This window comes from Marinobacterium sp. NO-S09 (assembly GCF_059179545.1).
On sequence record NZ_CP168954.1, the window covers coordinates 730,986 to 755,762 of the forward strand.

Genomic DNA, 24,777 nt, shown 5'->3' on the forward strand with positions numbered 1-24,777 from the left:
ACTTACCTTCTGATAAATACGGGGCCTGACCGTGGCCGGGCCCGGGGGGGTTACTTCATGACGCGGTCAAGAACGTCGTTCGCCCAGTCGGCACCGATGTCGTTGATCACTTCCGGCCACACCTGCTTGCGTACGATCTCGGCGGTTTTGTTGATCTGCTCATCGGAGACCGGCAGGATGGTGGCGCCTGCTTCTTCCAGCAGTTTCTCGTTTCGCGCCTGGTCACCGCGTGCGGTTTCCCAGCGAGCCGCTTCAAACTGCTCAGCCGCTGCAGTCAGGGCTGCCTGCTGTTCTTCATCCAGTTCGCTGTAGATCTCTTCGTTGATCAGCAGGTACCACATTTCGAAATGGGTATTCAGCGGCAGGTAGTACTTGGTCACGTCGCGGAAAGAGGCGTAGTAGCCTTCCGCACCAGAACCCATCACGCCATCCACAACACCGGTCTGTACGGCGGTGAAGGCTTCGGAGAAGGGCAGCGGAGAGCCGATGAATCCGATGTTGTCAGCGGTCAGCTGGAAGGTCTTGATCGGCGGTACACGCAGTTTGGCACCCTTGTCAGCGGTCGGGTCGGCTGCATTGGGCACGTCCTGGTTCAGGGCAATGCCACCGAAGTAGACTGGCCATGCGCCCAGTACGCGGATGTTCTGCCTGGCGTAGAGCTCGGACACGACATCACGCATGGGAGAACCTTTGGCGAATACGCGCTCGGCATCGTCCCAATTCTTCACCAGGTAAGGCATGTAGACCAGTTGGAAGCGCTTGTCTGCGCTGGAAGCCGGCGGCTGTACGGCCATATCGATGGCACCCAGGCCAACACGCTCCTGTACGACGGTGTAGTCACCGAGGGCGCTGGCCGGAAAGATCTTGACCTTGACCTCGCCGCCGGTAGCGGCATTGACTTGCTCAGCGAAGCGTGTGGCATCAGCATCGATGGCAGTATCCTGAGGCCGTACATGCGACAACTTCAATGTTGTGGCCTCGGCCATCGTCACGACAGATGCTGACAGTGCTGCGGCCAGTGCCGCGGTTTTGAACAGGGACTTTTTCATTGTTATCTCCTGGTTTCGTGAGTCGAGCGGTAGATCAGTAACCGAACAGGCCGGGCAGGAACTCGGACAGGTCGGGCCAAACGGAAACAAGCACAACTACCGGGATGTAGCCGAACAGGATCAGCATCATGGCCGGCTTGACCACCTCGGTGAACTTGACCTTGCCGATACGGGCACCCAGGTACAGGATGCTGGCGTACGGCGGAGTCACACCCCCCATGGCTGTATTCACACCCATGATGGCGGCGAACTGGATCGGGGTGACGCCCAGTGCTGACATCAGTGGCAGCAGCAATGGAGCGGTCAGAATGATGGCGGTGATATCGTTCACCACCATGCCGATACCGAACAGGAACAGGTTGATGAGGATCAGCAGCACCACCTTGTTTTCGGTGATGGCGAAGATGGAATCCACCAGCGCCTGCGGAATGCCTTCGAGCACGTAGATCTGGCTCAGCATCAGGCTGAACAGGATCATGATCAGGATGGAGCCGACCGCCGTGGCGGACTCCTTGCCGGATTCCAGCAGGGTCTTCCAGGTCAGGCCGCGGTAGATCATGAAGCCGACCGGCAGGGCGTAGATCACGGCCACGGCAGCCGCCTCGGTCGGCGTCATGATGCCGCCGTAGATACCGCCCAGAATGATCACGGGCATCAGCAGTGCGGGCAGCGCATTAAAGGTCCGCTTGCCGGCTTCGCGCATCAGTTTGTCGAACGGCAGCTTCTGATCCAGGATCAGCGGGAACTTGCGCGATACCACCAGGTTAACGATGGAGAAGTTGAACATGATCAGCAGGCCCGGGCCGAGTGTGGCCAGGAAGCAGGCGAGGATCGAGGTATCCGTCACCCAGCCATAGACGATCATGGTCACGCTGGGCGGAATCAGCAGGCCTAGAATAGAGGAGTTGGCAATCAGGGCCGTGGCATAGGCACGGGGATAGCCCTTGGCTTCCATTTCGGGGATCAGCAGCGGGCCGATGGCCGCCACACCGGTCAGGCCGCTGCCGGAGATGGCACCGATAATGGCGCAGCTGATGGAGGCCACGACGCCGAGGCCACCGCGAACCCGTCCCACGAAAACGTTGACGAAGTTCAACAGGCTGCCGGCGATGCCGCTGACACTCATGATGGTGCCGGCGAAGACGAACAGAGGAATCGCGAGCAGCACTGGGTTTGTGAGCTGGCTGAAGCCCCAGAGCATCATGCCGCGCATGGTGGCTTCACCCACCAGGGTCATGACCATCAGGCCCGCGCCGAAGCAGTAGGGCAGCGGGACACCCAGTGTCAGCAGAATGACCAGTACCGCGAAGGCAAGCAGTGCAATATCAATCATCGTTTGGATTCCTCATGTGCATCGGAGAGCACCTGAAATTCCTGAACTTCGGGTGTTTCGGGGTAGTCGTCATCCACAGGATGATCCGGTGTCTTGCGCCAGCCCAGCAGGAAGGCGATGTTGCGCCAGAAGTGCCAGGCGGTGAACAGGGTCATCAGCACCAGGCCGATAAACAGCGCGGATTCGTAGGTGAAGGTTGGGATGTAGAGGGTGGGAGTTTCCTTCCAGACGCGCAGGGCGTAGCTGAAATACTTCCAGGCCCAGAGGGTCATCCAGACCGAGACGATGATGCTGATCAGGTCCGAGATCGCCAGCAGCACGGCACGGCTGCGGTCGGTCTTGAGGAAGATCTCCAGCACGTTGGCACGAATCTGGGTATCTTCACGGGACGCGTTGACGCTGCCAAGAATGTAGAGCCAGATGGTGGGGATGACGGCCATTTCTTCCAGCCCCATGACGGGAAGCTCGAAGATGTAACGCGTCAGCACCTGCACAAACTGGAACAGCGCAACCAGACTGATCAGAGCGGTCAGTACATAACGGAACAGACGTTCCATAAGCGTTCTCCGGTTATAATTATTATTTGCCCTTAGGCAATGTGTGACTATGGATGAAATCTTGGGGATTTCATGCGATAACATCAAATCGTTTGTTTGTATCAATTAATAATATGATGTTATCAAGTTGTCGCAGGAGGAGGGGATGTGGCCAAGCTGACCTATCGACAGATCGAGGCGTTTCGGGCCGTCATGATCAGTGGCACCACCAGCGGTGCAGCGAACATTCTCTATATCTCCCAGCCCGCTGTCAGCCGTTTGTTGAGTGATTTCGAGGACACCGTGGGCGTGCAGATGTTCGAGCGCCACAAGCGCCGCCTTGTCCCCACCCCGGAAGCCCGCTTTTTTTACGAGGAAGTGGAGCGTGCCTTCGTCTCGCTGGAACAGCTCTCGCGCGCGGCCGAAGAATTGAGAGGCTTGCATCTTGGCTCATTGAGGATCGCGTCAATGCCGGCGGCCTCGGTTGAGTTTCTGCCGGCGGTGGCTCGCCGGTTCAGCGATGAACACCCCAATGTTTCTCTCAGCCTTCAGGTCCGCAGTACCCAGCAGGTGGTGGATCTGGTAGCCAGTCAGGACTTTGACATGGGGGTGATCTCGGCGATTCACCTGACCGATTCGGCGATTGAAGAAGAGAATTTGGCCAGCAGTGCCATGGTCTGCGTGCTGCCTCAGGGACATGCACTGGCCGACAAAGAAGTTATTACGCCTCAGGACCTGGAAGATGAGGTCTTTATCAGTCTGGGGTCGGAGCAGGACCTGCGCTACAAGATCGACAACGTGTTTGATCAGGCCGATGTGTCGCGTCAGCAGTTGATTGATACCCAGCTTCATTATGCTGCATGCGCTTTTGTGCTGGCTGGCAACGGCGTCTCCATCGTCGACCCGATCACGGCGCTGCACTACCGACGTCTTGGGGTGGTGGTCAAACGCTTTGCTCCGCGCATCGATTATCGGTATTCCATCATTTTTCCGCGCCACCGTGCTCGTTCCGCGTTGACCCGTGCCTTTGTCAGTATGTTGGCCAGCGAGCTGGAAAATCTGTCTCATGCCTCAGAGGGTCTGTTGGAGCTGAGCGCTCGCTGAGATGGTTTCTTCCTCAGAGTTCAGTGTGATTGCCTTTTGTGTCAATAAAGGGCCCTGAATCTCAGAGGTGTTGTAGTAACACAGATGCAGCTCAGTGATCTCCAGTGTGGGTAACCTGGCTGCCTGTTGCTGCAATTGTTCAAGTCGAGGAGTCAGCTCAGCCAGTGGATAACTATCGCGATAGAACCCCAGCGTGATATGGGGTTGGTATTGCTGTGCCGGTGAGTCTTCCGCAACACCTTGGCATATGAGGCTTCGCAGCGATTCCAGCTGGTTATTCACAACCTCAATGCCCAGCCAGGGGGCGGTCGCAAAAGTGGATAAAACCGAGGGTGTTAATAACACTGGGGATAGACTGTATAACTCCAGTGACTGAATCTGCGCAGCCTGCATGTCAGCGCTGTAATGATTGTTATCCACAAGTCCGGCGGCAAAGAGTGTAATGTGGGGCTGGCGCCCATAGCCTGGATGGAGCCAGGGCGAGAGCAGGGTTTGTGCCCGATCGATAAAAGCCAGCCAATCCGGGTCATGCACCGGCAGGCACCAGACGGCATAGTGACGAATGCCACGGTGCCATTGGGGCCAGTCTTCAAGACTGACGGCGAGGGTATGGGTCGGCTGTTTCATTACAAAGCGCCTGTTACTGGCTTATCACTCAGCTCTGGTATGCTGGGGACAACTATCCGTTGCTGCAGTTGATCGGAGCCCGCAGTATGCATGACCACTCCTTGCGTGACCAAATCGTGGCAGAAGTTCATGCCCGTCCATTTCAACAGCTTCATGCGCCGCTGGCATTGTCACACAAGGCGATCCTGTATGAGGGTGTCTCGCCTCAGACGGTGGACCGTGCGGTGCGCCAGCTGGTGGATATCTGGGGACTGCCCCGTCCGGATAATGACGAGGGGTTCTTCTTTACCCGTAATGCCGAGTATGCTCTGCGTTTTGAACCGCACAGCGAGTTTTACAGCCTGACGCTCTATGCGCTGGAAACCCTGATGGTACCAAGTTGGCACCGAGGCGAGGAAGAAAGCCTGCCTGGCGCCTACCTCTGTGGTGTCGAGGTGATTTGTCAGCCGTATTCCGAGGCGAAGCTGGAACCCCTGCTGGAGCGCCACTTCGGTGACCACCAGGTGTCCGGCTCGGTTGTCATGGGCGGTGCAGGGCTGGTCTACACTGACTTTCGCGAACGCCTGGATAGCCGCATGAGCCGGGTGCTGGTACTGCAGCAGCCGAAAATGATCGGATACCGCTGCGGGCGCTTGCTGCAACGGGTGTGCGAGATCGAAACCTACCGCCATATGGCACTGCTGGGCTTGCCGCTGAGTACCGAGCTGGTGCCTGAAGTGACGCGGCTGGACCAGTCGCTGGCCGAAACGGTGGCCTCCATTGCGGAAGCCCGTCGCGAGCCGGCCGAGCTGGTCCATGAACTCATGCAGCAGGCGGCCCGCGTGGAAGATCTGTCCGCCCGCAGTGCCAACCGTCTGGCTGCATCTGAAGCCTACTTCGCGTTGCTGTATAGCCGCATTGAGGAGTTGCGCGAAGAGCGCCTTGAGGGGATTCAGACCATTGAGCAGTTCATGGATCGGCGACTGGACCCGGCCCGGCGCACTTGTCGCACCACCGGTGAGCGGATCGAACGGCTGTCGAAGCGGATCGCCCGCTCCACCGACTTGATCCGTTCACAGGTGGATCTATCCATTGAAAGCCAGAACAAGAACCTGCTGGAAGGGCTGAATCGTCGTGCCAAGCGCCAGATCCGCATGCAGGCCAAGCTGGAAAGCTTCACCGTCATTGTGGTGACCTACTACGCTTTTGACCTGATCGACCGAACCCTGAGGAACATCCTCGGTGACACCGAGCTGGAACGCCAGCTTTCACTGGGATTGAGCCTGCTGGTGCCGCTGCTGGCGCTGGGTTTGTTCTGGTATCTACGCCGCTTGCTGAAAGGCTATGACGACGAGTAACAGCCGGTCCTAGTCGATTCGTTTCAGTTTGCTCGGATAGTCATGGGCCTTGCCGACATAAGACTGGGCGTTGGCCCGCAGCGCCGCGACAGCCTCATCGCCCAGGGTTTTCACCACCTTGGCGGGGCTGCCCAGAATTAACGAATTGTCCGGGAATTCCTTGCCTTCGGTGACCAGCGCACCGGCACCGACCAGACAGTTTTTGCCGATTTTGGCACCGTTCAATATCACGGCCTGAATCCCGATCAGGGAATTTTCGCCGACGGTGCAGCCATGCAGCATCGCCTGATGGCCGATAGTCACGCCTTCACCCACCTCCAGCGGAAAGCCGGGGTCGGTGTGCAACACGGCACCATCCTGCACATTGCTGTTAGTGCCAATATGAATGGGTTCGTTGTCGGCACGCAACACGGCCTGCGGCCAGACGCTGACGCCGGCGGCCAGTTTTACCTGACCAATGAGGGTTGCCTGTTCGTGGACATAGGCCTGATCGTCCACTTCAGGGCGTTGGCCGTCATATTCGTAAATTGCCATGGGTTTCTCTTATTTGATTGGAATCCTGAACTGAGCTGCCAAGGGTAGGGGAAGTTGCCGGGTGAATCCATGCGGGCATGCAGGCGAAGACGCTCTCCACTAGACTTAACGTGCTTGCCGGCAACCCATTCCCGTATTCAGCAGTGAGCCCCCGGGGCTGCCATCCGCAATGATCTGTAATGACAGACGGAGGCCACCCATGGCTGAATCACGTATCAAAGTCGCTATCGTGCAAAAACCACCGGTCTGGCTCGACCTTCAGGCGACGCTGGAGGCCGCTATCGACAGTCTTAACGAGGCTGTGGCCGCAGGTGCTCAGCTGGTTATGTTCCCTGAAGCCTATCTGCCCGGTTATCCCACCTGGATATGGCGACTGAAACCCGGCGGCGATATGGCACTGGGTAACCGGCTGCATACCCGGTTACGCCAGAATGCCGTTAATCTTGATCGTGGTGATCTGGACGGCTTCTGCGAGGCGGTCAAGGCCGCCGGTGTGGTCGTGGTGATTGGCTTGCATGAGCTGGATGGACGCTTCAGTGGCACCACGCTGTTCAACTCGGTCGCCGTGATCGATGCCGATGGCCAGTTGCTGAACGTGCACCGCAAGCTGATGCCGACCAATCCGGAACGCATGGTCTGGGGCATGGGCGATGCCTCGGGCTTGAAGGTGGTGGAAACGGCGGCGGGGCGAATTGGCTGCATGATTTGCTGGGAAAGCTATATGCCGCTGGCACGGTTTGCGCTTTATGCGCAGGATATCGAACTGTACCTGGCCCCTACCTGGGACTGCGGCGAAACCTGGCAAGCCTCGATGAACCATATTGCCCGAGAAGGCGGCTGTTTTGTGCTGAGCTCGGCGACGGCGGTGCAGGGCTCGGACCTGCCGGACAGTTTTCCCGAGCGGGACCGCTTATACACGCCGGATGAATGGATCAACGCGGGCGATGCCGTGATCATTAAACCTTTCGGTGGCGTGATCGCCGGGCCTTTGCATCAGGAAAAGTCGATTCTGTATGCCGATATTGATCTGGACGATGCCCGCGCCGCGCGCAAGTCGCTGGATGTGAGCGGGCATTATAACCGGCCGGACCTGTTCAATCTGGAAGTGGACCGACGGGCCAAGCCGCCGGTTCACTTTTCTGATGACTAAGGTTGCGGTGTCCTCAGAGCTTGCCCTGTGGATGAATAAACGGCCAGGGTGAGCCTTCCAGGCCGCGCTCGGATTGAATCTCGATCAGGCAGGGCTGGTTCAGTTCGATGCACTTTTCCAGCACCGGTTTGAGCGCCTGAGGACTGTCGACGCGGTAGCCGCGCACACCAAAGCTTTCGGCCAGCTGCACGAAATCCGGTGTTTTCAGCTCGGAACCGCTGAAGCGGCTGCCGAAGCCCATCTGCTGGTCGCGGCGGACATTGCCATAAGACTGGTTGTTCACCACGATGCTGACCAGACCGATGTTGAATTCGGCGGCGGTCATCAGCTCCTGCATGCCGAACATGAAACCGCCATCACCGCTGACGGACACCACTGCCTTGTCCGGGTTGGCCACTTTAACCCCCAGCGCGGTGGGAAAACCGTAGCCCAGTGTGCCCTGGAAGCCGCCTTCCACATAGGTACGTGGCTGTAGTACCGGCAGGCCACCGACCCAGGTGGTGAAGCCCATCTGTGACAGCTCCGGCACGTAGAAACCATCGCGCGGCAGTACCTGACGGATTACATCCAGATAGGCCATTTGTGGCTGGACCGTTTGTAGAGCATCCCAGGCAACGGCTTTGGCCTGCGCGATCTCTTCCTGTCGGTCCCTGTTGGGTGACACCTTATCCACAAGCAGGTCATGCAGGCCGCGGCACACCTGTGCCGAGTCGCCCACAATGCCGAGGTCCGGCGCGAAGATCTCCATTTGCTCAGGGTCGATATCGATACGGATCAACTGAGGGCCGCTGCTCGGCTTGCGCTCGTATTTCATGTAGTTGCCCCAGCGCAGGTAGGGCATTTCCAGGCGGGAGCCGATACCGATCAGCAGGTCGCAATCATCCCAAAGCTGACGCGCAGCTACCGCGGGCAGGCCCAGCGGATGGTCTTCAGCGACCACGCCGCGGCCACTGCGAAACGCCGTGACCGGCGCATTCAGAAGCTCGGCCAGTGCGGTCACTTCTTCGGACGCATGCAGGGCACCGGCACCACACATCAACATCGGCTTGCGGGCCTTGGCGATCATCTCGGCGGCAGATTTGAGTGCATCCGGATCGATGTCGGGCAGTGCTTCATCAACCGGCGCCAGTGCCGGTGATTGAAACTCGGACTCGGTGGCCATGGTGTCCCAGCACATCTCCACGGTGACCGGACCGGGTCGGCCGCTGCGCACGGTCTGATAGGCCTGGTTCATCACGGCGGCGGTATCCTCTGCACGGTGAATGCTGAAGGCGTCCTTGATGATCGATTTCAGTGTGCCCGCCTGATCCTTGAGTTCATGCAGGTGGCCACGCCCCTGACCAAGAAAAGGCGAGGGCACTTGGCCGGTAAGGCCAACGACCGGGCTGCAGTTGCCCATGGCGGTGCACAGGGCGGCGGTGGTGTTGAGAATGCCGGGGCCGGGCACCACGGCGAAGGTGCCGGTTTTGCCGGTGGATTTGGCATAGCCCATGGCCATGTAGGCGGCGCTCTGTTCGTGGCGGGGCACGACCAGGTTGAGGTCCTGTTTGTAGATGCCATCGAACAGCGGATAGATCTGGGCACCGGGAATACCGAAGACGGTATCGACGCCGTTGGCAACGGCGGATTCAATCATGGCTTCGCCGGCGGTCATGGTTTTCTGGGTGTTCTTGATTGCAGCATTCATAGGTCAGATAACTCCTGTCAGGTAAAAAGATGAAACCTTGATGAGAGATCTGGCCCGTCACCTTCCTTCCCAGGCTATTAGCAGCCTGTGTATGACACAGAGGGTGCGAGGGGGCTTTTCAAATGATCCATTAGCAGCCTGTCAGGTTGGCCAAGACACGGCGGGCACGCATGGGCAAGACACGTAGATTGCCTGTGCCAATGCACGGATTCACGCTCAGCGAGAAAACCGAGTCAGTGTTTCAGCAGCCTGTCTTAACAGCAAAAATGGAGATGTAGAAAAGCGCGGCCAGATCAGATCTGTCCGTTGAAGCGGGGAGGCGGGATGGCGATACCACGAATACTGCGCGACCAGTGTTGGCCGATCGAGAGGCGCCATTGATGTTTATGCATGGAACGGTTGTGCATGTCCTGCAGCCATGGTTATTTTCCGACCACCTTAGCTGGTTCGCTCGGATTAATCCAGTAGTGCGCTCAGTCCTCGGGCCAGGGTCTTCACCAGTCTGTGCATGCTGTCTTCATCCGGGCGGGTATAACCGAGAATGAAACCCTCCGTTGGCTCGAGCGCCTGCTCCGGTTGCTGAATCAGTTGCTCGGCAGCGCTGGCGTAGTGTGCAGAGAGAGGGTCCAGTCGGATACCCTCCTGCAGGAGCCGCTCGGCCAGCTGTTGGTCCAGAGGTTCAGAGCCCAGCAATGGGCGCAGTCTGGCAGCTACGTCGGGGCGAAAGCGGATGATCAGATGCATGCCGCCATGTGGGGTGTGCCAGTGGAACCAGGGCTGCAGATGCTGCTCGGCCAATGCCAGCAGCTGATCCCGTTTGTGCCGGTAATGACGCCGCATACGGTTGATATGCCGGCCAAAGTCACCGCTGTTCATGAATTCGGTCAGCACCGGTTGCATGGGCAGAGAGGCCGAGCCGCCCAGTTGTGCCCGGCTGTGCAGCAGCGCCTGACAATGTGCTGGCGGTGAGACAATAAATCCCAGTCGCAGTCCTCGGAACAGAACCTTGGAAAAGCTGCCGACAAAAAATACGCGATCCGAACGGTCCGCCTGCATCAGGGGGACGCCGGTGCGTCCCTGATAGCTGAATTCATTGTCGTAATCATCTTCTACCACCCATAACTGCTCGTCCTGCAGCGCCTGCAGCCATTGCTGACGCCGTTGTGAACTCTGGGCGACACCCAGTGGATATTGTCGATTCGGGGTCAGCAGTACCACCGGTGGGGAGCTGTCTGCCGGTGGCAACTGACAGCCTTCCTCATCCACCGGGAGCTGAAACGGCAGGGGCCGGGAGCGCGTACTGTTCCATTCTGCCAACTGGTGCCGAATGGGCTGAAAGCAGGGTGTTTCGGTGCACCAGCGGCTGCCGGGACTGATCTGGTTGAAGGTGTGTCTGAGCAGGCTCAGGGCATCGCGGTTACCGGCGGTGATGACGATCTGGTCGGCCGAACACTGCAGGCCGCGCAGCTGGTACAGGTAGTCGGCGATGGCCTGTTTCAGGCCGGGGTAACCACTGGGATAGGCGTCTTCCAGCACCAATGGGTCCGGCTGTTGCCAGCTGGCGCGCATGCTTTTCTGCCAGCTTTTCAACGGGAAGGCTTTGGGGTTTACCCCCGAATCAAAACTGAGTAACGCAGGCGTTTCTTGCGGAACTGGTTGCCTCTGTTGGGGCTGAATACGTGCGTGCGAGTGTTCAGCGACAAACACACCGCTTTTGGCGCGGCTGACCAGTACTCCCTCGGCCACCAGGCGTTCATAGACATTCACCAGTGTGCTGCGCGAGACGCCCAGTGATTGGGCCATGGCGCGGCTTCCAGGCAGACGGTCGCCGGGTTTGAGTTGTCCCTGTTCAATGGCCTGAGTGATCTGATCGATCAACTGGCGATACAAAGGCCCCTGATCCGGGGTCAGGGACAGCCTGAGATTGCTGATGCCGAGGTGGCTGGGTGTGGTCATCTGGTATGCAATTAAAACTCAAAACTGGATATTTTTTAGAATACCTGATGTAGCTAGAGTTGGCCTCAGGTTATTCATTATTCCGGCGGGGTTGAAACCAGCCGGATTCGTCGATTGGAGCGACAACATGGCAACGCAAGCAGAACAGACACAACCGTCAGTCTCGGCAGATGAGGCGAGCACACTCTCATCTACAGCGCTCACACAGATCAAACGTGGCGCCAAGCGTGCCATTTCCGAGCATCAGGCGATGCTGGATTTTATCGACCAGTCGCTGCTCTGCTTTGTCGGTTTTCAAATCAACGGCCAGGTGCGCGTGATTCCCACCTGTCACTGGCGTGATGGTGAGTACCTGTACTGGCATGGCCACAGCAAGGCGGCCAATATCCAGGGGGCGCATCGGGCTGAAGACAAGGTCTGCATTACCCTGGCCACGCTTGATGGGCTGGTCATGGCGCGTTCGGCGTTTCACCACTCGGCCAACTACCGCTCGGTCATGGTGTATGGCGTGCCTGAAGCCGTGACGGACCCGGCAGAAAAGCAGTATCACTTTGAGCGTTTTGTGGAAAAACTCAGCCCCGGCCGTTGGCCACAGCTGCGGCCGGTGACGGACACCGAAACCCAGGCCACGGGTATTTTGCGGGTGAAGCTGGATGAAGCATCCATGAAAGTAAGGGCTGCGGGTGTCGCTGATGATGCCGAAGACATGGACTGGCCGGTCTGGGCCGGTGTACTGCCGGTGCATCAGGTGTGGGGCGAGCCGGAACAGGACGAAGTCCAGGCGTCAGCCGCTCATGAGCGGCCGGTGTATCCCGAGTGTGTGGTGCAGCAGATGTGACAGGCGATTCAGACGCGAGCCACGTCCACGGAAACTTCCAGCGTCTGTTCACCGCCACCGTCGAAGATGACGCCCTGCAGGGGCGTCACATCGGCGTAATCCCGGCCCCAGGCTGTCACGATGTGTTGCCCGGCCGGCATGTTGTCGTTGGTCGGATCGAACTCGAACCAGCCATCCCCCGGTGAATAGACCGCAAACCAGGCGTGGGAGGCATCGGCCCCGACCAGCTTCTCCTGTCCGGGCGGTGGCAGCGTTTCCAGATAGCCGCTGACATAGCGGGCCGGGAACCCCAATGAGCGCAAGCAGCCGATTGCCAGGTGGGCAAAGTCCTGACACACACCACGCTTGTGTTTGAGCACATCCTTCAAAGGTGTGGCGATGGTGGAGAATTCCGGGTCGTAGGTGAAATCCTCGAAAATGCGTCGGGTCAGGTCACGGGTGGCCGACAGCAGCGAGCGCTGCGGAGCGAAGCTGGGTTCGGCGTACTCACGCAGGGGCGCGCTGGCGCGGATCATGGCCGAATCGAGCAGGAATTCATGGGCGTCCAGGGTGGCCTCATCGGCGGCCAGCGCCAGGCGATCACGTGCATCTTCCACACTGCAGCCCAGATCCAGCGCGTTCTCGGGCTGCATCGGCGTGACCTCGATGCGGCTGGTGATATCGATCTCCAGGCTGCGATGGGGTTCGTTGAGCATGAAATAGCAGTAGCGGTTGCCGAAGTAGTCGATGTGCTCCTGCAGCCAGTTGGCCTGGGGCGCAATGCTGATGCGACTGTCCAGACAGCGCTGAGAGGGCGTGTTACGCGGTAGCAGGTGCGCCTTGTTATAACACTGGCTGACCGGGTTGTCGTAGGCGTAACGAGTGATGTGGCGGATGCGGTAGATCATTCGTCGTCACTCCAGCTGGTGTTGACCAGCCGCTGCGGATTGCGCTGGTGCTCGAAGTAGTGCCCGGCAATCAGGTTTGAAGTCTCGGTCAGCAGGATGAACAACTGGCCCAGCATGATATCCAGCGCCACACGCTGGCCATCGCTGTCCTGCTCGGCCAGCTGGTCGGCATCGGAAAGCTGCAGCAGCGTGCGGGCTTCCAGCAGCTTGCGGCGCTCGGGGCTGAGCAGAGAGGTCGAGTCGCCACCCTGAAGTTCGTACAGGTGCTGGGTGAGCTGGCTGAGCTGATACTGCAGGGAGCGCGGGTTGCTGCGATCCAGCAGCAGCAGGATCAGGGCATTGCGCATTTCCGGCTGGCTGCGGTAGCGGCGACGGTAGGTCACCAGAACTTCGCCACACATCAGCGCAGCTTCCAGCATCTGCTGTTCCTGATCATCATCCAGTACCGGCACCAGCAGTGAACGCAGCAGCAAGGTGCTTTGCAGGGTGCGTTCCAGACGTCGTCCCATCTCCAGGAAACGCCAGCCAAAGCCGCGAATCATGCTTTCCTGCGACAGCCCTGACAGGGCTAGCAGGCTGGTGATAACCGGGTCCAGCGCTTCTTCCGGTGCCGACAGGCTGCCGGGCTGCAGTTGCTGTGGCAGCTCACGAATGGTATCGCGCAGGTCGCTGAGCACTCGATGGGTATCGCCGGACAGCATTTCCCGCGCTTCTTCGGTGCAGTTCAGCATGGCGTTGAGGTTGGAGCAGACACTGCCGTAGCGTTTGGCATCCAGTATCACGCTGATCAGTTCAGGCTCGGGGTCGAGCCCTTCCTTGGCCGGCGGTGCGAAAAAGCCGGGGCGGGTGCCGGTTACTTCGGTCACGCTCTGCAACAGCTGTTGGCGCACGCTGTCAGGCAGGGAGTTAATACTGTTCAGCTGCATGAACACGGTGCGCAGCAAACGGGTAGATGACTCCGCCCGCTCCGAGTAGCGTCCCATCCAGAACAGGTTTTCCACCACGCGGCTGGGCAGGTCGCTGCTTTGTTCGCCGGTGAGCGGAGCGGTCTGCTGGTCGTGCAGGGTGGTAAAGCGCTGGGGCTCGGAGGCCAGCACCCAGGTATCCTTGCTGGTCGCGCCCAACTGGTTGCTGACCACAACCTGGCTGCCTTCGCCGGCCACGCGGGTCAGTGCACCGGACATGACGGTATAGGAACCCTCGTCAGCGACGGCAAAGCCGCGGATTACTGTGGGGCGGGGCGTCAGGTCGGTGCTCTGCCACACCGGTACGGTGGAGGGCAGGTTGGCTGATTGAGCGACCCAGCCGGCCGGGTTGCGCATCAGCTCCTTGAGCAGCGATTTGCGCTGGGATTCGGACAACTCTGCACCGAAGATGCTGTGCTGACCAGGGCGGCGCTGGGTGCCCTTGAACACCAGCGTATCCAGATTATCCAGAGCGAAATGACGGTCTTCAGGGTCACCCAGCCACCAGGTTTGGGTACTGGCCAGGGACAGCTGACGGCCGAGGAAAAACTCGCTGATCTGCGGCATGAATTTGAGCAGTGCCGGGTTCTCCAGCACGCCGGATCCCAGCGGGTTGGCGATGGCCACATGACCGGCGCGTACCACTTCCAGCAGGCCGGGCACACCCAGGTGGGAGTCGCCGCGCAGCTCGACCGGGTCACACCAGGTGTCGTCCACCCGGCGCAGCACCACATCCACCCGGTGCAGGCCATCCAGGGATTTCATCCACAGGTAGCCATCGCGCACGGTCAGGTCGCCGCCCTGAACCAGAGAGTAGCCCAGATAGTTGGCCAGGTAGGTGTGCTCGAAATAGGTTTCGCTGTACGCCCCTGGTGTCAGGATGACCACCCGTGGCGAGCCGCCGTTGGGTGACAGGCTGTTCAGCTTGCGGCGCAGGGCCTGGAAGAACAGGGCCAGACGGTGCACCTGGCTGTCGCGGATCAGGCTGGGCAGGATGCGTGACATCACCATGCGGTTTTCCAGCGCATAACCGGCCCCACTCGGGGCCTGGGTGCGGTCGGCCACCACCTGAATCTGACCGTCGGGACCGCGAACCATATCCACCGCATGCAGGATCAGCTGCTGCTCATTGGGCGCTCCCAGACCGGAACAGGCGCGCAGAAAGCCGCTGTGGCCCAGCACCAGTTCAGGTGGCAGTGTGCGGCTCTTGATCAGCTCACGGGGTCCATAGAGATCGCGCAGGATGAGATCGAACAGCTCGGCACGCTCGCTCAGACCGGCTTCCACATGGCTCCAGTCTTCGCTGCCGATCAGCAGGGGAACCGGGTCCAGCCCCCATTCCCGGCTCTGCTGCTCGCCGCCGGTGGGATTATAGTTGGCGCCGTCATCGCGCAGAATGCGCTGGGCCTTGCGCTGGCGGCTTTCCAGACCGGCAGGGCCGAGCTGATCCAGTGCGTTCAGCACATATTGCCAGTGCGGCCGTACCTCACCGGTGTCGGTGTAGGCTTCGTCGTAACGGCCCGCCCTGGGCCGGTACTCCAGCGCTGCAGGCTCGGCGGCCACGGACGGGGGCTGCGTTGGGGTCAGATTGTCTGTGGCCACGGCTCTGGGCTCTCAGGCTGGAAGTCAGGGCGCATCATAGGTGATTTATTGAACACTTCAAGTGTACTTTCGCAGGTCCAGCGTCCAGGGGTACTCCGCCAGAATCTCCTCCCGTGGTGGCTGCATGGGCCGTGGCTCGGTGCCATGCGGGAAAAACTCGCGCAGGGCTTCATAAAAGGGCGGCGGCGTCACCGCACCGGGGGTGTGGTTGAACTGCTCGAAACGATTGACCCGACGGGCTTCGGCTTCAAAGGCGTTAACCGGCTGGTTGTCGTAGCTGCGCCCACCCGGGTGGCTGACATGATAGGTACAGCCGCCGATTGAGTGGCCGTTCCAGGTGTCGATCAGATCAAAGGTCAGCGGTGCATGCACGCCAATGGTGGGGTGCAGCGCGGATGGCGGATTCCAGGCGCGATAGCGCACGCCAGCGACAAACTCACCCTGCACCCCGGTGCTCTTGAGTGGCACGCGGCGGCCGTTGCAGGCAAGCACGTGACGCCCTTCGGTGAGGCCGGTCAGGCGGACCTGCAGGCGTTCAACGGAGGAGTCCACATAGCGCGCGGTGCCAAAGCTGGAAACCTCTTCACCCAGTACGTGCCAGGGTTCGATGGCCCAGCGCAGCTCCATCTCGATATCGTCGATCTGTACGCGGCCATAGTGCGGGAAGCGGAACTCCTCGAAGGGTGCCAGCCACTCCAGCTGGAAGGGCAGGTCGTGGGCCTGGAGGTCGTTCACCACATCCTTGAGGTCAGACCAGATGGCATGGGGCAGCATGAAGCGATCGTGGAGCTGGGTGCCCCAGCGCACCAGCGGTTTTTGATAGGGGGCCTTCCAGAAGCGGGCCACCAGTGCCCGCAACAGCAATACCTGCACCAGTGACATCTGGGCATGCGGTGGCATCTCGAAGCCGCGGAATTCCAGAATTCCCTGGCGGCCCGAGGCGGTGCCGGGGGAGTAGAGCTTGTCGATGCAGAATTCGGAGCGGTGGGTGTTGCCGGTGATATCCACCAGCAGGTTGCGCATCAGGCGGTCCACCAGCCAGGGTTTGTCGACCAGCCCTTCCGGCATCTGCTGGAAGGCGATCTCCAGTTCATACAGGGCTTCGTCACGGCCTTCGTCCACGCGTGGTGCCTGGCTGGTCGGGCCGATAAACATGCCGGAGAACAGGTAGGAGAGACTGGGGTGGTGCTGCCAGAAGGTTACCAGCGAGCGCAGCAGATCCGGTCGGCGCAGCAGCGGGCTGTCTTCCGAGGTGCGTCCGCCCAGTGTCACGTGGTTGCCGCCGCCGGTGCCGCCATGACGGCCATCGACCATGAATTTCTCGGTGCCCAGTCGTGACAGTCGGGCCTCTTCATAGAGCACCGTGGTGTTGTCCACCAGCTCCTGCCAGCTGCCGGCCGGATGGATATTCACTTCGATGACACCGGGGTCCGGGGTCACCAGTAATTTCTGCAGGCGCGGGTCTCGGGGCGGCTCATAGCCTTCGATCACCACCGGCAACTGCAGTTCGGCAGCGGTATGCTCGATATGATTGATCAGGTCGACATAGTGTTCCAGCTGAGCGATGGGCGGCAGGAACAGATGCAGGCGGCCGTGACGGGGCTCGATACAGAGCGCTGTAATGAGCACATCAGTAATAACAGGCGAATCCTCGTCGGCGGAGGTTTCCATTATCTGGCGCACGTCAGCCGGGTTGCTGTGCTGCCCCGGTGGCATGTCGGCAAAAGGACGGTATCCCGGCAGCGGCAACTTGGCATCAAAGGGGTCGGCATCGGGTTCAAAATTCAGTTTGTCTTCGGCCTGCGCCGGCAGGCTGTTCAGCGGCAGGCGGAATCCCAGTGGGGAGTCGCCCGGAATCAGGATCAGCTCGTCACTGCGCAGCTGCCAGGGAGTGGAACGCCAGCCGCCGCTGCCGTGATTCCAGCCCAGAGGCAGCACCAGTCCCGTGGGGGTATCCAGTCCACGGGTAAGCAGTCGGGCCAGACGTTTGCGGTCCAGGTCATCCTTGAGGTCAAACGTCTTGGGGTCCACATCCACCGGCAACTGCTGCTCGTGGCGCAGATAGTGCAGGCTGTCTTCGAGGGCTTCCATCAGGTAGCGCGAGGGCAGGCCTAAATTACGACACAGGGTGTGCATGAAGCGGCGGGCGTCATCAATGTCGTGGCCATAATCCTTGTCGACCCGTGCCAGCAACGCGCTGTCCTGCCACAGGGGTTCACCGTCGGTACGCCAGAAACAGCCCAGCGCCCAGCGCGGTACTTCCTCACCGGGATACCACTTGCCCTGGCCGTAATGCAGCAGGCCGGAGGGGGCAAAACGCTGGCGCAGGCGCAGCAACAGATCCTTGGCCAGACGCAGCTTGTCTTCACCCAGAGCTTCGATATTCCACTGCGCTGAATCCATGTCATCGATGGAGACAAAGGTGGGCTCGCCGCCCATGGTCAGGCGCACGTCGCCCTGCTGCAGCTCCTGGTCCACCATCTTGCCCAGGGCATCAATGCAGGCCCATTGTTCATCCGTGTAGGGTTTGGTTACACGTGGATCTTCGTGGATACGGGTGACGGTATTGCTGTAACTGAACTCAACTTCGCATTCGTCGGTGCAGCCGGTCATCGGGGCGGCGGATTCCGGTGACGGGGTGCAGGCCAGCGGGATATGACCCTCGCCGGTGAGCAGACCTGAGGTCGGGTCCAGTCCTACCCAGCCGGCACCGGGAATATAAACCTCACACCAGGCGTGCAGGTCGGTGAAGTCTTCGCCGGCACCTGAAGGGCCATCCAGAGCTTCCTGATCCTGTTTCAGCTGGACCAGATAGCCGGAGGTAAAGCGTGCTGCCAGCCCCAGATGGCGGAAGATCTGCACCAGCAGCCAGCAGGTATCGCGGCAGGAACCCTTCTTCAGGCTCAGGGTTTCTTCACAGGTTTGTACGCCCGGCTCAAGACGAATGCCGTAGCCAATATCCTGCTGCAGACGCTGGTTCACCTGCACCAGGAAATCGTTGATCGAAACCTTGTCCCGTGGAACGGCTTCCAGCCAGGCTTGCAGTAAGGGGCCCGCTTCGCGCACCTCAAGATAGGGCTGGAGTTCCTTTTTCAGGTCCTTCTCGTAAGTAAACGGGAAGTGTTCGGCGTACTCTTCGACAAAGAAATCAAAGGGGTTAATCACCGTCATATCGGCGATCACCTCCACTTCAATCCGGAGCTTGTCGGCCTTCTCGGGGAATACCAGGCGGGCGATGTAGTTGCCGAACGGGTCCTGCTGCCAGTTGATAAAGTGGTTTTCCGGCTCAATTCTGAGGCTGTAGCCGTGAATGTGGGTGCGGCTGTGGGGGGCCGGGCGCAGTCGCAACTGGTGTGGGGACAGGTTCACCAGCCGATCGAAACGGTATTCGGTCACATGGTTGATCGCAATACGAATGGTCACGGTGCAGGCCTCTTATGGCGTTTCAGGCTGGGAACCAGGTTTGGGCAATACGGTTGCTGAGCTGACAGATTTGAATCTGCAGATCATTCAGGTAGCTGCGGAAATCACGCCCCAGGTCGGCATCGGTTTCGATCTGGTAGCGTTCAAGGTCAATCTCCTTGACCTCATCCACCAGCGCCTTGCTGTGAGGCAGTTTGCCGGCGGAGATTTTCAGCTGGGTAAGACAGGCGGCAACGCTGCGCGGGAAGTTGGGGTCCTGCAGCAGGTACCAGGCTACATCCGGCCCGGCGACAGACAGGCGCACGCTGCGGCGGTAACTCATATAGGCACTGGCGGAGCGCAACACATTGCCCCAGACCACCTGACGCAGGTTGACGCTGGAATCGCCATTGGCCTGCTGCAGGGCAGCGGCACCGGCATCCAGAATACGGGTGGTCATATCCGCGCGCTCCAGATCCCGCCCCAGTTTGACGAACTGCCAGGGGGCGTCGTGGCTCATGGTGCCGGACAGCATGCCGAAGAACATCTGGCAGCGGCACACGATCTGGTCCAGAAACTCATGGCGCTGACTGCGGTTGATGCCCAGACGGATATTGTTCTGCGCGTACAGGTAGAGCTCGTTGATATGTTCCCAGCTTTCCACCGGCAGCACATCACGGCTGGTGCGGATGTTCTCGCGCAGCATGCTCAACGCGGTGAGCATGGAGCTGGGGTTGGTATCGTCGGCCAGCATGAACTTGACCACATTGTGCTCGCTGCGAACCTGATAGCGCTCTTCAAAGGGGCCGGTGGCGCTGTTCAACTCGACCAGGCTGTACCAGCTGATATTCACATCACGTGGCAGGTCGAACAGCAACTTGTCGTAGACACCCACCAGGCGGGCAGTATTTTCCACGCGCTCCAGATAGCGGGCGGCCCAGTAAAGACGTTCGGCAACTTTTGACAGCATTGTTTATTCCTCCCCGCCGGCAACAATCCAGGTGTCCTTGCTTCCCCCACCCTGGGAGGAGTTCACCACCAGTGAGCCCTTTTTCATGGCCACACGGGTCAGCCCGCCGGTGGTCACGTAGGTCTCCTTGCCCTGCAGGATGAAGGGGCGCAGATCCAGATGGCGCGGTTCCAGTCGTCCCTGTTCAACCAAGGTCGGGGCAGTGGAGAGGGCCAGTGTGGGCTGGGCGATGTAGTTGCGCGGGTTGTCCTGAATCAGCTTGGCGAACTGGGCCTGTTCCTTCTTGGTGGAGTGAGGTCCCACCAGCATGCCGTAGCCGCCGGACTCGTTGGCGGGCTTCACCACCAGTTTGTCCAGATTCTCCAACACATAGGCACGCTGTTCGGGATCATCACAGAGGTAAGTTTCCACGTTCTTGATGATCGGCTCTTCGTTCAGGTAGTAGCGGATAATCTCGGGGACATAGGCATACACTACCTTGTCATCGGCCACGCCGGCACCCGGTGCATTGGCCAGTGCGACCTTGCCTTTCTGCCAGGCCCGCATCAGCCCCGGTACGCCCAGAACGGAATCCTTTTCGAACACCTCAGGGTCGAGGAACAGATCGTCAATGCGGCGGTAGATCACATCCACCCGTTCCAGGCCGCTGATGGTGCGCATGTAAACGCAATCCTTTTCATCCACCACCAGATCCGAACCCTCGACCAGCTCGACGCCCATCTGCTGAGCCAGGAAGGTGTGCTCGAAATAGGCGGAGTTGAATATGCCGGGGGTCAGTACCACGATGACGGGTTTACGCACATCCCGTGGCGACAGGGATTTGAGCATGTCGAACAGCTGGGCACAGTAATCGGTGACCGGCAGGATGTCGTCCTGCTCGAACAGCTCGGGCAGCACGCGCTTGGTGATCGCGCGGTTCTCCAGCATGTAGGACACGCCGGATGGCACACGCAGGTTATCTTCCAGCACGTAGAACTCGCCATCACCATCGCGGACCAGGTCGGTACCGCAGATATGGGCCCAGACATTCAGCGGCGGCGAGATGCCGACACATTCCGGGCGGAAGTTCTTCGATTCCAGAATGATCTCGCTGGGGATGATGCCGTCTTTGAGAATCTGCTGATCGTGGTAGAGATCGTTGATAAACAGGTTGAGCGCTTTCAGCCTCTGCTCCAGACCGGCCGCCGTGGTGCGCCACTGGCTGGCGGAAATGGTGCGCGGAATGATATCAAAGGGCCAGGCACGGTCGATGGTGCCTTCGCCGGTGTAGACGGTAAAACTGACCCCCATCTCCTGAATCGTGGCTTCGGCCATCTGCCGGCGTGATTCGATCTCTTCGGGGGGGAGGGAGTCCAGGCATTGAATCAACTGGCGTGCTGGTGGGCGAACACCGCCCTTGGCATCGATTAGCTCATCAAAATACCCGTTCGGGTCGTACGCTTTCCAATCCATCGTCATAGCCAAACCTGCTTGTCATGCTGAGGCTCAGGAATGCACCAAAAAGAAGCAGTGCTGTCCGGTTGTGTGCACCCTTCAGGCTCTTGCTGGCCCGTGGGGCAGGGAAAACTGTGAAAACGCGAATTCCCCGGTTCACAGAAGGGTGATTAGGTTTTACTCAGCAATTTGCAGGCCATATTGATTAATCGTGACAGCCGCAGCTGTGTACGCGAACACTTCGCTACACTTAATCAAAGTAGTACAAAGTCCGATGACAGGCTGATGACGATGCAGGAACCCTTTTCACTGGACGCCTTTGTGCAGGCGCAGGCAAGCGTGTATCCACAGGCGCTGGCCGAGCTGCGGGCGGGGCGTAAACGCAGTCACTGGATCTGGTTTATCCTGCCGCAACTGAGCGCACTGGGGCGCAGCGGCATGGCCAGGCGTTATGGCATCCCCGGTATTGAAGAGGCGCGTGCCTATCTGCAGCACCCGGTGTTGGGCGCCCGGCTGCGTGAGTGCTGCGAAGCGTTGCTGGCGCTGGAAGGGGTGAGTGCCCATGCGATTATGGGCTCGCCGGATGACCTGAAATTGCGCTCCTGCGCGACCCTGTTTGCGCAGGTGGATGAGGCCGGATCTGTGTTTGAGCAGATACTGGATAAGTACTACAAGGGTGAGCGTGACCCGCTCACCCTTGCCTGCCTGGAAGGCGAAGATCGCTGAGGTGGCAGTCTCGGTCAGTGACCGAAGTTGTCCGCATCCAGCATGTCAGGATCGTCACGTCCGAGCTGATCCAGCGCCGCCATCTCCTCAGTGCTGAGCTCAAAGTCGAACAGGTTCAGGTTTTCCGCCATGCGTTGCGGATTGGCGGACTTGGGTGCGGCGGCGATGCCCTGCTGCATGGCCCAGCGCAGCACGATTTGCGCCGTGGTGTGCTGGTGCTGCGCCGCGATGCCCGTGATCACGGGGTCGTTCAGCATGTCGCCACCACAGCCCAACGGGCGCCAGGCCTGCGTCTGGATACCCTGCTGTTGGTGCAGGGCGATCAGGTCGTCGCGGCGGTGGTAAGGGTCCAGCTGGATCTGGTTCAGATGCGGTGCCAGTCCCAGATCAAGCAAGCGCTGCAGATGGGCCGGCTTGAAGTTGGACGTACCAATCGCCCGGACCAGCCCCTTGTCGAGCAGGTTCATCAGGCCCAGAAAGGCTTCGAGGAAGCGGTCCTGATCCGGGTTGGGCCAGTGGATCAGCAGCAGGTCGATATAGTCCAGCCCGAGACGCTGCAGGCTGGCTTCGCAGGCTTCCCGCGCGCCATCAAAGCTGTGCCATTGGCGGTTGAATTTGGTGGTCACAAACACCTGTTCACGCGGGATGGACGCATTGCGGATACCCTTGCCAACACCGCGTTCATTCTCGTAGTTCTCCGCCGTGTCGATCAGGCGATAACCCAGCTCCAGCGCCGTGGTCACAGCCTGGCTGGCTTCGGCATCGTTCATCGGCCAGGTACCCAGCCCCAGCTGGGGGATTTCGACGCCGTTGGCCAGCGTCAGGGTCGGGGCGAGTTTAACGCTCATCTACAACTCTCCAATGTCGTTCCGGTGATAGTAGGCCGGATAGTACACGCCGCATCGGGGGCGGCACTATCCGTAAAAAAGTTGGTGGCTCAGGGCTTGATACGGTAGCCGGTGCGGAAGATCCACCAGACCACGGACAGGCAGATCAGCAGGAACAGCAGCGTCATGCCCAGGCTCAGGCCCATATGCACATCGGCCACGCCATAGAAGGCCCAGCGGAAGCCATTAATCAGATAGACCACGGGGTTGAACAGAGTCAGTGTCTGCCAGGGCTCGGGCAGCATGTTGATGGAGTAGAAGGCACCGCCAAGGAAAGTCAGCGGGGTGATCACCATCAGCGGGATGATCTGCAGCTGCTGGAAGTCGTTGGCCCAGACGCCGATGATAAAGCCGAACAGGCTGAAGGTGAGCGCTGTCAGCAGCAGGAACGCCAGCATCCAGAACGGGTGGGCGATGCTGTAGTCCACAAACAGCCGTGCCGTGAGCAGTATCAGCGTGCCGATAATTAACGACTTGGTTGCGGCCGCCCCCACATACCCGGCGATAATCTCGAATGAGGACACCGGGGCCGACAGCACCTCATAGATGGTGCCGGAAAACTTGGGGAAGAAGATGCCGAAGGAAGCGTTGGAAATACTCTCGCTCAGCAGTGACAGCATCAACAGGCCGGGAATAATGAACGCCCCGTAGCTAACGCCGTCGATCTCGCCCATGCGCGAGCCGATGGCGGTGCCGAACACGATGAAATAGAGCGAGGTCGACAGCACCGGCGAAATCACGCTCTGCATCAGGGTGCGGCGAGTGCGGTTCATCTCGAATTTGTAGATAGCGCGAACGCCATTGAGGTTCATGCGGACGCCTCCGGGCGGTGAACGAGGTTGACGAAAATATCTTCCAGAGAGCTTTGCTTGGACTGAAGGTCCTTGAGGGCGATGCCCTGTTCACTGAGGCTGCTGAGCAGCTCGGCAATGCCGCTGGTTTCCTGGTGGGCATCAAAGGTGAAGGTCAGTTGGCTGCCGTCTTCACTGAGTTCCAGGTTGAAGCTCTGCAGGGGTGCGGGAAGACTGTCCAGCGGTGTCTGCAGAATCAGGTGTAGCTGTTTCTGCCCCAGCTGGTGCATCAGGGTGTCCTTGTCTTCCACCAGAATCAGCTCGCCACGGGTAATAACGCCGATACGGTCGGCCATCTCTTCTGCTTCTTCGATGTAATGGGTGGTGAGGATCACGGTGACGCCGTTATCGCGCAGACCGCGCACCATCTCCCACATGTCGCGGCGCAGTTCCACATCCACCCCGGCGGTGGGTTCATCCAGAAACAGGATGCCGGGCTCGTGCGAGAGCGCCTTGGCGATCATCACGCGCCGTTTCATGCCGCCGGACAGGGCCAGCATCTTGGAATTGCGCTTGTCCCACAGCGAGAGCTGGCGCAGAACCTTCTCGATATAGGCCGGATCAGCCGGTTTGCCGAACAGCCCGCGGCTGAACGACACCGTATCCCAGACGCTCTCGAAGGCATCAGTGGTCAGTTCCTGGGGCACCAGCCCGATGAGGCTGCGTGCGGCGCGATAGTCTTCGACAATATCCATGCCGTCGGCCAGTACCCGGCCAGAGCTGGCGTTGACGATGCCGCAGATAATGCTGATTAGAGTGGTTTTGCCCGCCCCGTTGGGGCCGAGCAGGGCGAAGATTTCGCCGCGATGAATGTCCAGGTCGACCGACTTGAGAGCCGTAAAGCCGGACGCATAAGTCTTGCCGACACCCTGGATTTGAATAATGGGTTGCACGGGGGCTCC

At 59.7% G+C, this 24,777-nt stretch carries 20 protein-coding genes; 5 read left to right on the forward strand and 15 right to left on the reverse strand.

Features of this window, described 5'->3' with window-relative positions; genetic code table 11:
* Positions 1–50: 50 nt before the first annotated feature.
* The 3 genes from dctP to O3C79_RS03570 are packed head-to-tail and all read right to left on the reverse strand — an operon-like array spanning position 51 to position 2,939.
* Positions 51–1,049 carry a TRAP transporter substrate-binding protein DctP gene (gene dctP, locus O3C79_RS03560; protein ID WP_010324779.1) on the reverse strand — a complete coding sequence of 333 codons (999 nt, stop codon included), beginning with the start codon at positions 1,047–1,049 and terminating at the stop codon, positions 51–53.
* A 34-nt stretch (positions 1,050–1,083) separates the two neighbouring features.
* On the reverse strand, positions 1,084–2,382 hold the full coding sequence (locus O3C79_RS03565) for a TRAP transporter large permease (protein ID WP_494384826.1): 1,299 nt from the start codon (positions 2,380–2,382) through the stop codon (positions 1,084–1,086).
* Positions 2,379–2,939 (reverse strand): TRAP transporter small permease, encoded by a 561-nt coding sequence (locus tag O3C79_RS03570; RefSeq protein WP_010324777.1) that lies wholly within the window; start codon positions 2,937–2,939, stop codon positions 2,379–2,381. The genes O3C79_RS03565 and O3C79_RS03570 overlap by 4 nt, the downstream gene beginning before the upstream one ends.
* A 147-nt stretch (positions 2,940–3,086) precedes the next feature.
* Between O3C79_RS03570 and O3C79_RS03575 the strand changes: the two genes are divergently transcribed.
* On the forward strand, positions 3,087–4,022 hold the full coding sequence (locus O3C79_RS03575; RefSeq protein WP_010324776.1) for a LysR substrate-binding domain-containing protein: 936 nt from the start codon (positions 3,087–3,089) through the stop codon (positions 4,020–4,022).
* On the opposite strand, the gene O3C79_RS03580 is transcribed toward O3C79_RS03575, so the two are convergent.
* Positions 3,990–4,649 (reverse strand): 2'-5' RNA ligase family protein, encoded by a 660-nt coding sequence (locus O3C79_RS03580; RefSeq protein ID WP_494384827.1) that lies wholly within the window; start codon positions 4,647–4,649, stop codon positions 3,990–3,992. The genes O3C79_RS03575 and O3C79_RS03580 overlap by 33 nt on opposite strands.
* 86 nt (positions 4,650–4,735) lie before the next feature.
* Between O3C79_RS03580 and O3C79_RS03585 the strand changes: the two genes are divergently transcribed.
* Complete coding sequence (locus O3C79_RS03585; RefSeq protein WP_494384828.1) at positions 4,736–5,986, forward strand: DUF3422 domain-containing protein; 1,251 nt, start codon at positions 4,736–4,738, stop codon at positions 5,984–5,986.
* A 9-nt stretch (positions 5,987–5,995) separates the two neighbouring features.
* Here the strand turns inward: O3C79_RS03585 and O3C79_RS03590 are convergent, their stop codons facing one another.
* Positions 5,996–6,520, reverse strand: a complete 525-nt coding sequence (locus O3C79_RS03590; protein ID WP_494384829.1) for a gamma carbonic anhydrase family protein — start codon at positions 6,518–6,520, stop codon at positions 5,996–5,998.
* A gap of 199 nt (positions 6,521–6,719) precedes the next feature.
* Here O3C79_RS03590 and O3C79_RS03595 point away from each other — a divergent pair, with 199 nt between their 5' ends.
* Positions 6,720–7,670 carry a carbon-nitrogen hydrolase family protein gene (locus tag O3C79_RS03595; RefSeq protein ID WP_494384830.1) on the forward strand — a complete coding sequence of 317 codons (951 nt, stop codon included), beginning with the start codon at positions 6,720–6,722 and terminating at the stop codon, positions 7,668–7,670.
* Positions 7,671–7,683: 13 nt separating this feature from the next.
* On the opposite strand, the gene O3C79_RS03600 is transcribed toward O3C79_RS03595, so the two are convergent.
* Positions 7,684–9,357: a thiamine pyrophosphate-dependent enzyme gene (locus tag O3C79_RS03600; RefSeq protein ID WP_494384831.1), complete on the reverse strand. Its 1,674-nt coding sequence runs from the start codon at positions 9,355–9,357 to the stop codon at positions 7,684–7,686.
* Between the two features lie 456 nt (positions 9,358–9,813).
* Positions 9,814–11,313 carry a MocR-like pyridoxine biosynthesis transcription factor PdxR gene (pdxR, locus tag O3C79_RS03605; protein ID WP_494384832.1) on the reverse strand — a complete coding sequence of 500 codons (1,500 nt, stop codon included), beginning with the start codon at positions 11,311–11,313 and terminating at the stop codon, positions 9,814–9,816.
* 127 nt (positions 11,314–11,440) lie between these two features.
* Between pdxR and O3C79_RS03610 the strand changes: the two genes are divergently transcribed.
* A complete protein-coding gene (locus O3C79_RS03610) occupies positions 11,441–12,151 on the forward strand; it encodes a pyridoxamine 5'-phosphate oxidase family protein (protein WP_494384833.1) in 711 nt (236 codons plus the stop codon).
* A gap of 8 nt (positions 12,152–12,159) precedes the next feature.
* Here O3C79_RS03610 and O3C79_RS03615 read toward each other — a convergent pair whose 3' ends face one another.
* From O3C79_RS03615 to O3C79_RS03635, 5 genes are read right to left on the reverse strand one after another with little or no spacing between them, the layout of a single operon-like run.
* Positions 12,160–13,038, reverse strand: a complete 879-nt coding sequence (locus tag O3C79_RS03615; RefSeq protein ID WP_494384834.1) for a transglutaminase family protein — start codon at positions 13,036–13,038, stop codon at positions 12,160–12,162.
* Positions 13,035–15,605: a circularly permuted type 2 ATP-grasp protein gene (locus tag O3C79_RS03620; protein ID WP_494384835.1), complete on the reverse strand. Its 2,571-nt coding sequence runs from the start codon at positions 15,603–15,605 to the stop codon at positions 13,035–13,037. Before O3C79_RS03620 ends, O3C79_RS03615 begins: the two co-directional genes overlap by 4 nt.
* Before the next feature lie 57 nt (positions 15,606–15,662).
* On the reverse strand, positions 15,663–19,028 hold the full coding sequence (locus tag O3C79_RS03625) for a transglutaminase family protein (protein ID WP_494384836.1): 3,366 nt from the start codon (positions 19,026–19,028) through the stop codon (positions 15,663–15,665).
* A gap of 22 nt (positions 19,029–19,050) precedes the next feature.
* Entirely contained in the window at positions 19,051–19,977 is a 927-nt protein-coding gene (locus tag O3C79_RS03630; RefSeq protein ID WP_076463161.1) for an alpha-E domain-containing protein, read from the reverse strand.
* 3 nt (positions 19,978–19,980) lie between these two features.
* Positions 19,981–21,435, reverse strand: a complete 1,455-nt coding sequence (locus tag O3C79_RS03635; protein ID WP_010324764.1) for a circularly permuted type 2 ATP-grasp protein — start codon at positions 21,433–21,435, stop codon at positions 19,981–19,983.
* Positions 21,436–21,702: 267 nt separating this feature from the next.
* On the opposite strand from O3C79_RS03635, the gene O3C79_RS03640 reads away from it, so the two are divergent.
* Entirely contained in the window at positions 21,703–22,137 is a 435-nt protein-coding gene (locus tag O3C79_RS03640; protein ID WP_494384837.1) for a DUF1810 domain-containing protein, read from the forward strand.
* 14 nt (positions 22,138–22,151) lie between these two features.
* Here the strand turns inward: O3C79_RS03640 and O3C79_RS03645 are convergent, their stop codons facing one another.
* The 3 genes from O3C79_RS03645 to O3C79_RS03655 form a co-directional block, all read right to left on the reverse strand.
* Positions 22,152–22,985: an aldo/keto reductase gene (locus O3C79_RS03645; RefSeq protein ID WP_494384838.1), complete on the reverse strand. Its 834-nt coding sequence runs from the start codon at positions 22,983–22,985 to the stop codon at positions 22,152–22,154.
* A gap of 89 nt (positions 22,986–23,074) precedes the next feature.
* Complete coding sequence (locus O3C79_RS03650) at positions 23,075–23,836, reverse strand: ABC transporter permease (RefSeq protein WP_417534894.1); 762 nt, start codon at positions 23,834–23,836, stop codon at positions 23,075–23,077.
* On the reverse strand, positions 23,833–24,768 hold the full coding sequence (locus tag O3C79_RS03655; RefSeq protein WP_494384839.1) for an ABC transporter ATP-binding protein: 936 nt from the start codon (positions 24,766–24,768) through the stop codon (positions 23,833–23,835). Before O3C79_RS03655 ends, O3C79_RS03650 begins: the two co-directional genes overlap by 4 nt.
* Positions 24,769–24,777 lie beyond the last annotated feature (9 nt).

Bases quoted from the DNA above. Each gene is read 5' to 3' on its own strand.
- dctP (WP_010324779.1), bottom strand. From the start codon at position 1,049: ATGAAAAAGTCCCTGTTCAAAACCGCGGCACTGGCCGCAGCACTGTCA.
- O3C79_RS03565 (WP_494384826.1), bottom strand. From the start codon at position 2,382: ATGATTGATATTGCACTGCTTGCCTTCGCGGTACTGGTCATTCTGCTG.
- O3C79_RS03570 (WP_010324777.1), bottom strand. From the start codon at position 2,939: ATGGAACGTCTGTTCCGTTATGTACTGACCGCTCTGATCAGTCTGGTT.
- O3C79_RS03580 (WP_494384827.1), bottom strand. From the start codon at position 4,649: ATGAAACAGCCGACCCATACCCTCGCCGTCAGTCTTGAAGACTGGCCC.
- O3C79_RS03585 (WP_494384828.1), top strand. From the start codon at position 4,736: ATGCATGACCACTCCTTGCGTGACCAAATCGTGGCAGAAGTTCATGCC.
- O3C79_RS03590 (WP_494384829.1), bottom strand. From the start codon at position 6,520: ATGGCAATTTACGAATATGACGGCCAACGCCCTGAAGTGGACGATCAG.
- O3C79_RS03595 (WP_494384830.1), top strand. From the start codon at position 6,720: ATGGCTGAATCACGTATCAAAGTCGCTATCGTGCAAAAACCACCGGTC.
- O3C79_RS03600 (WP_494384831.1), bottom strand. From the start codon at position 9,357: ATGAATGCTGCAATCAAGAACACCCAGAAAACCATGACCGCCGGCGAA.
- pdxR (WP_494384832.1), bottom strand. From the start codon at position 11,313: ATGACCACACCCAGCCACCTCGGCATCAGCAATCTCAGGCTGTCCCTG.
- O3C79_RS03610 (WP_494384833.1), top strand. From the start codon at position 11,441: ATGGCAACGCAAGCAGAACAGACACAACCGTCAGTCTCGGCAGATGAG.
- O3C79_RS03615 (WP_494384834.1), bottom strand. From the start codon at position 13,038: ATGATCTACCGCATCCGCCACATCACTCGTTACGCCTACGACAACCCG.
- O3C79_RS03630 (WP_076463161.1), bottom strand. From the start codon at position 19,977: ATGCTGTCAAAAGTTGCCGAACGTCTTTACTGGGCCGCCCGCTATCTG.
- O3C79_RS03635 (WP_010324764.1), bottom strand. From the start codon at position 21,435: ATGACGATGGATTGGAAAGCGTACGACCCGAACGGGTATTTTGATGAG.
- O3C79_RS03640 (WP_494384837.1), top strand. From the start codon at position 21,703: ATGCAGGAACCCTTTTCACTGGACGCCTTTGTGCAGGCGCAGGCAAGC.
- O3C79_RS03645 (WP_494384838.1), bottom strand. From the start codon at position 22,985: ATGAGCGTTAAACTCGCCCCGACCCTGACGCTGGCCAACGGCGTCGAA.
- O3C79_RS03650 (WP_417534894.1), bottom strand. From the start codon at position 23,836: ATGAACCTCAATGGCGTTCGCGCTATCTACAAATTCGAGATGAACCGC.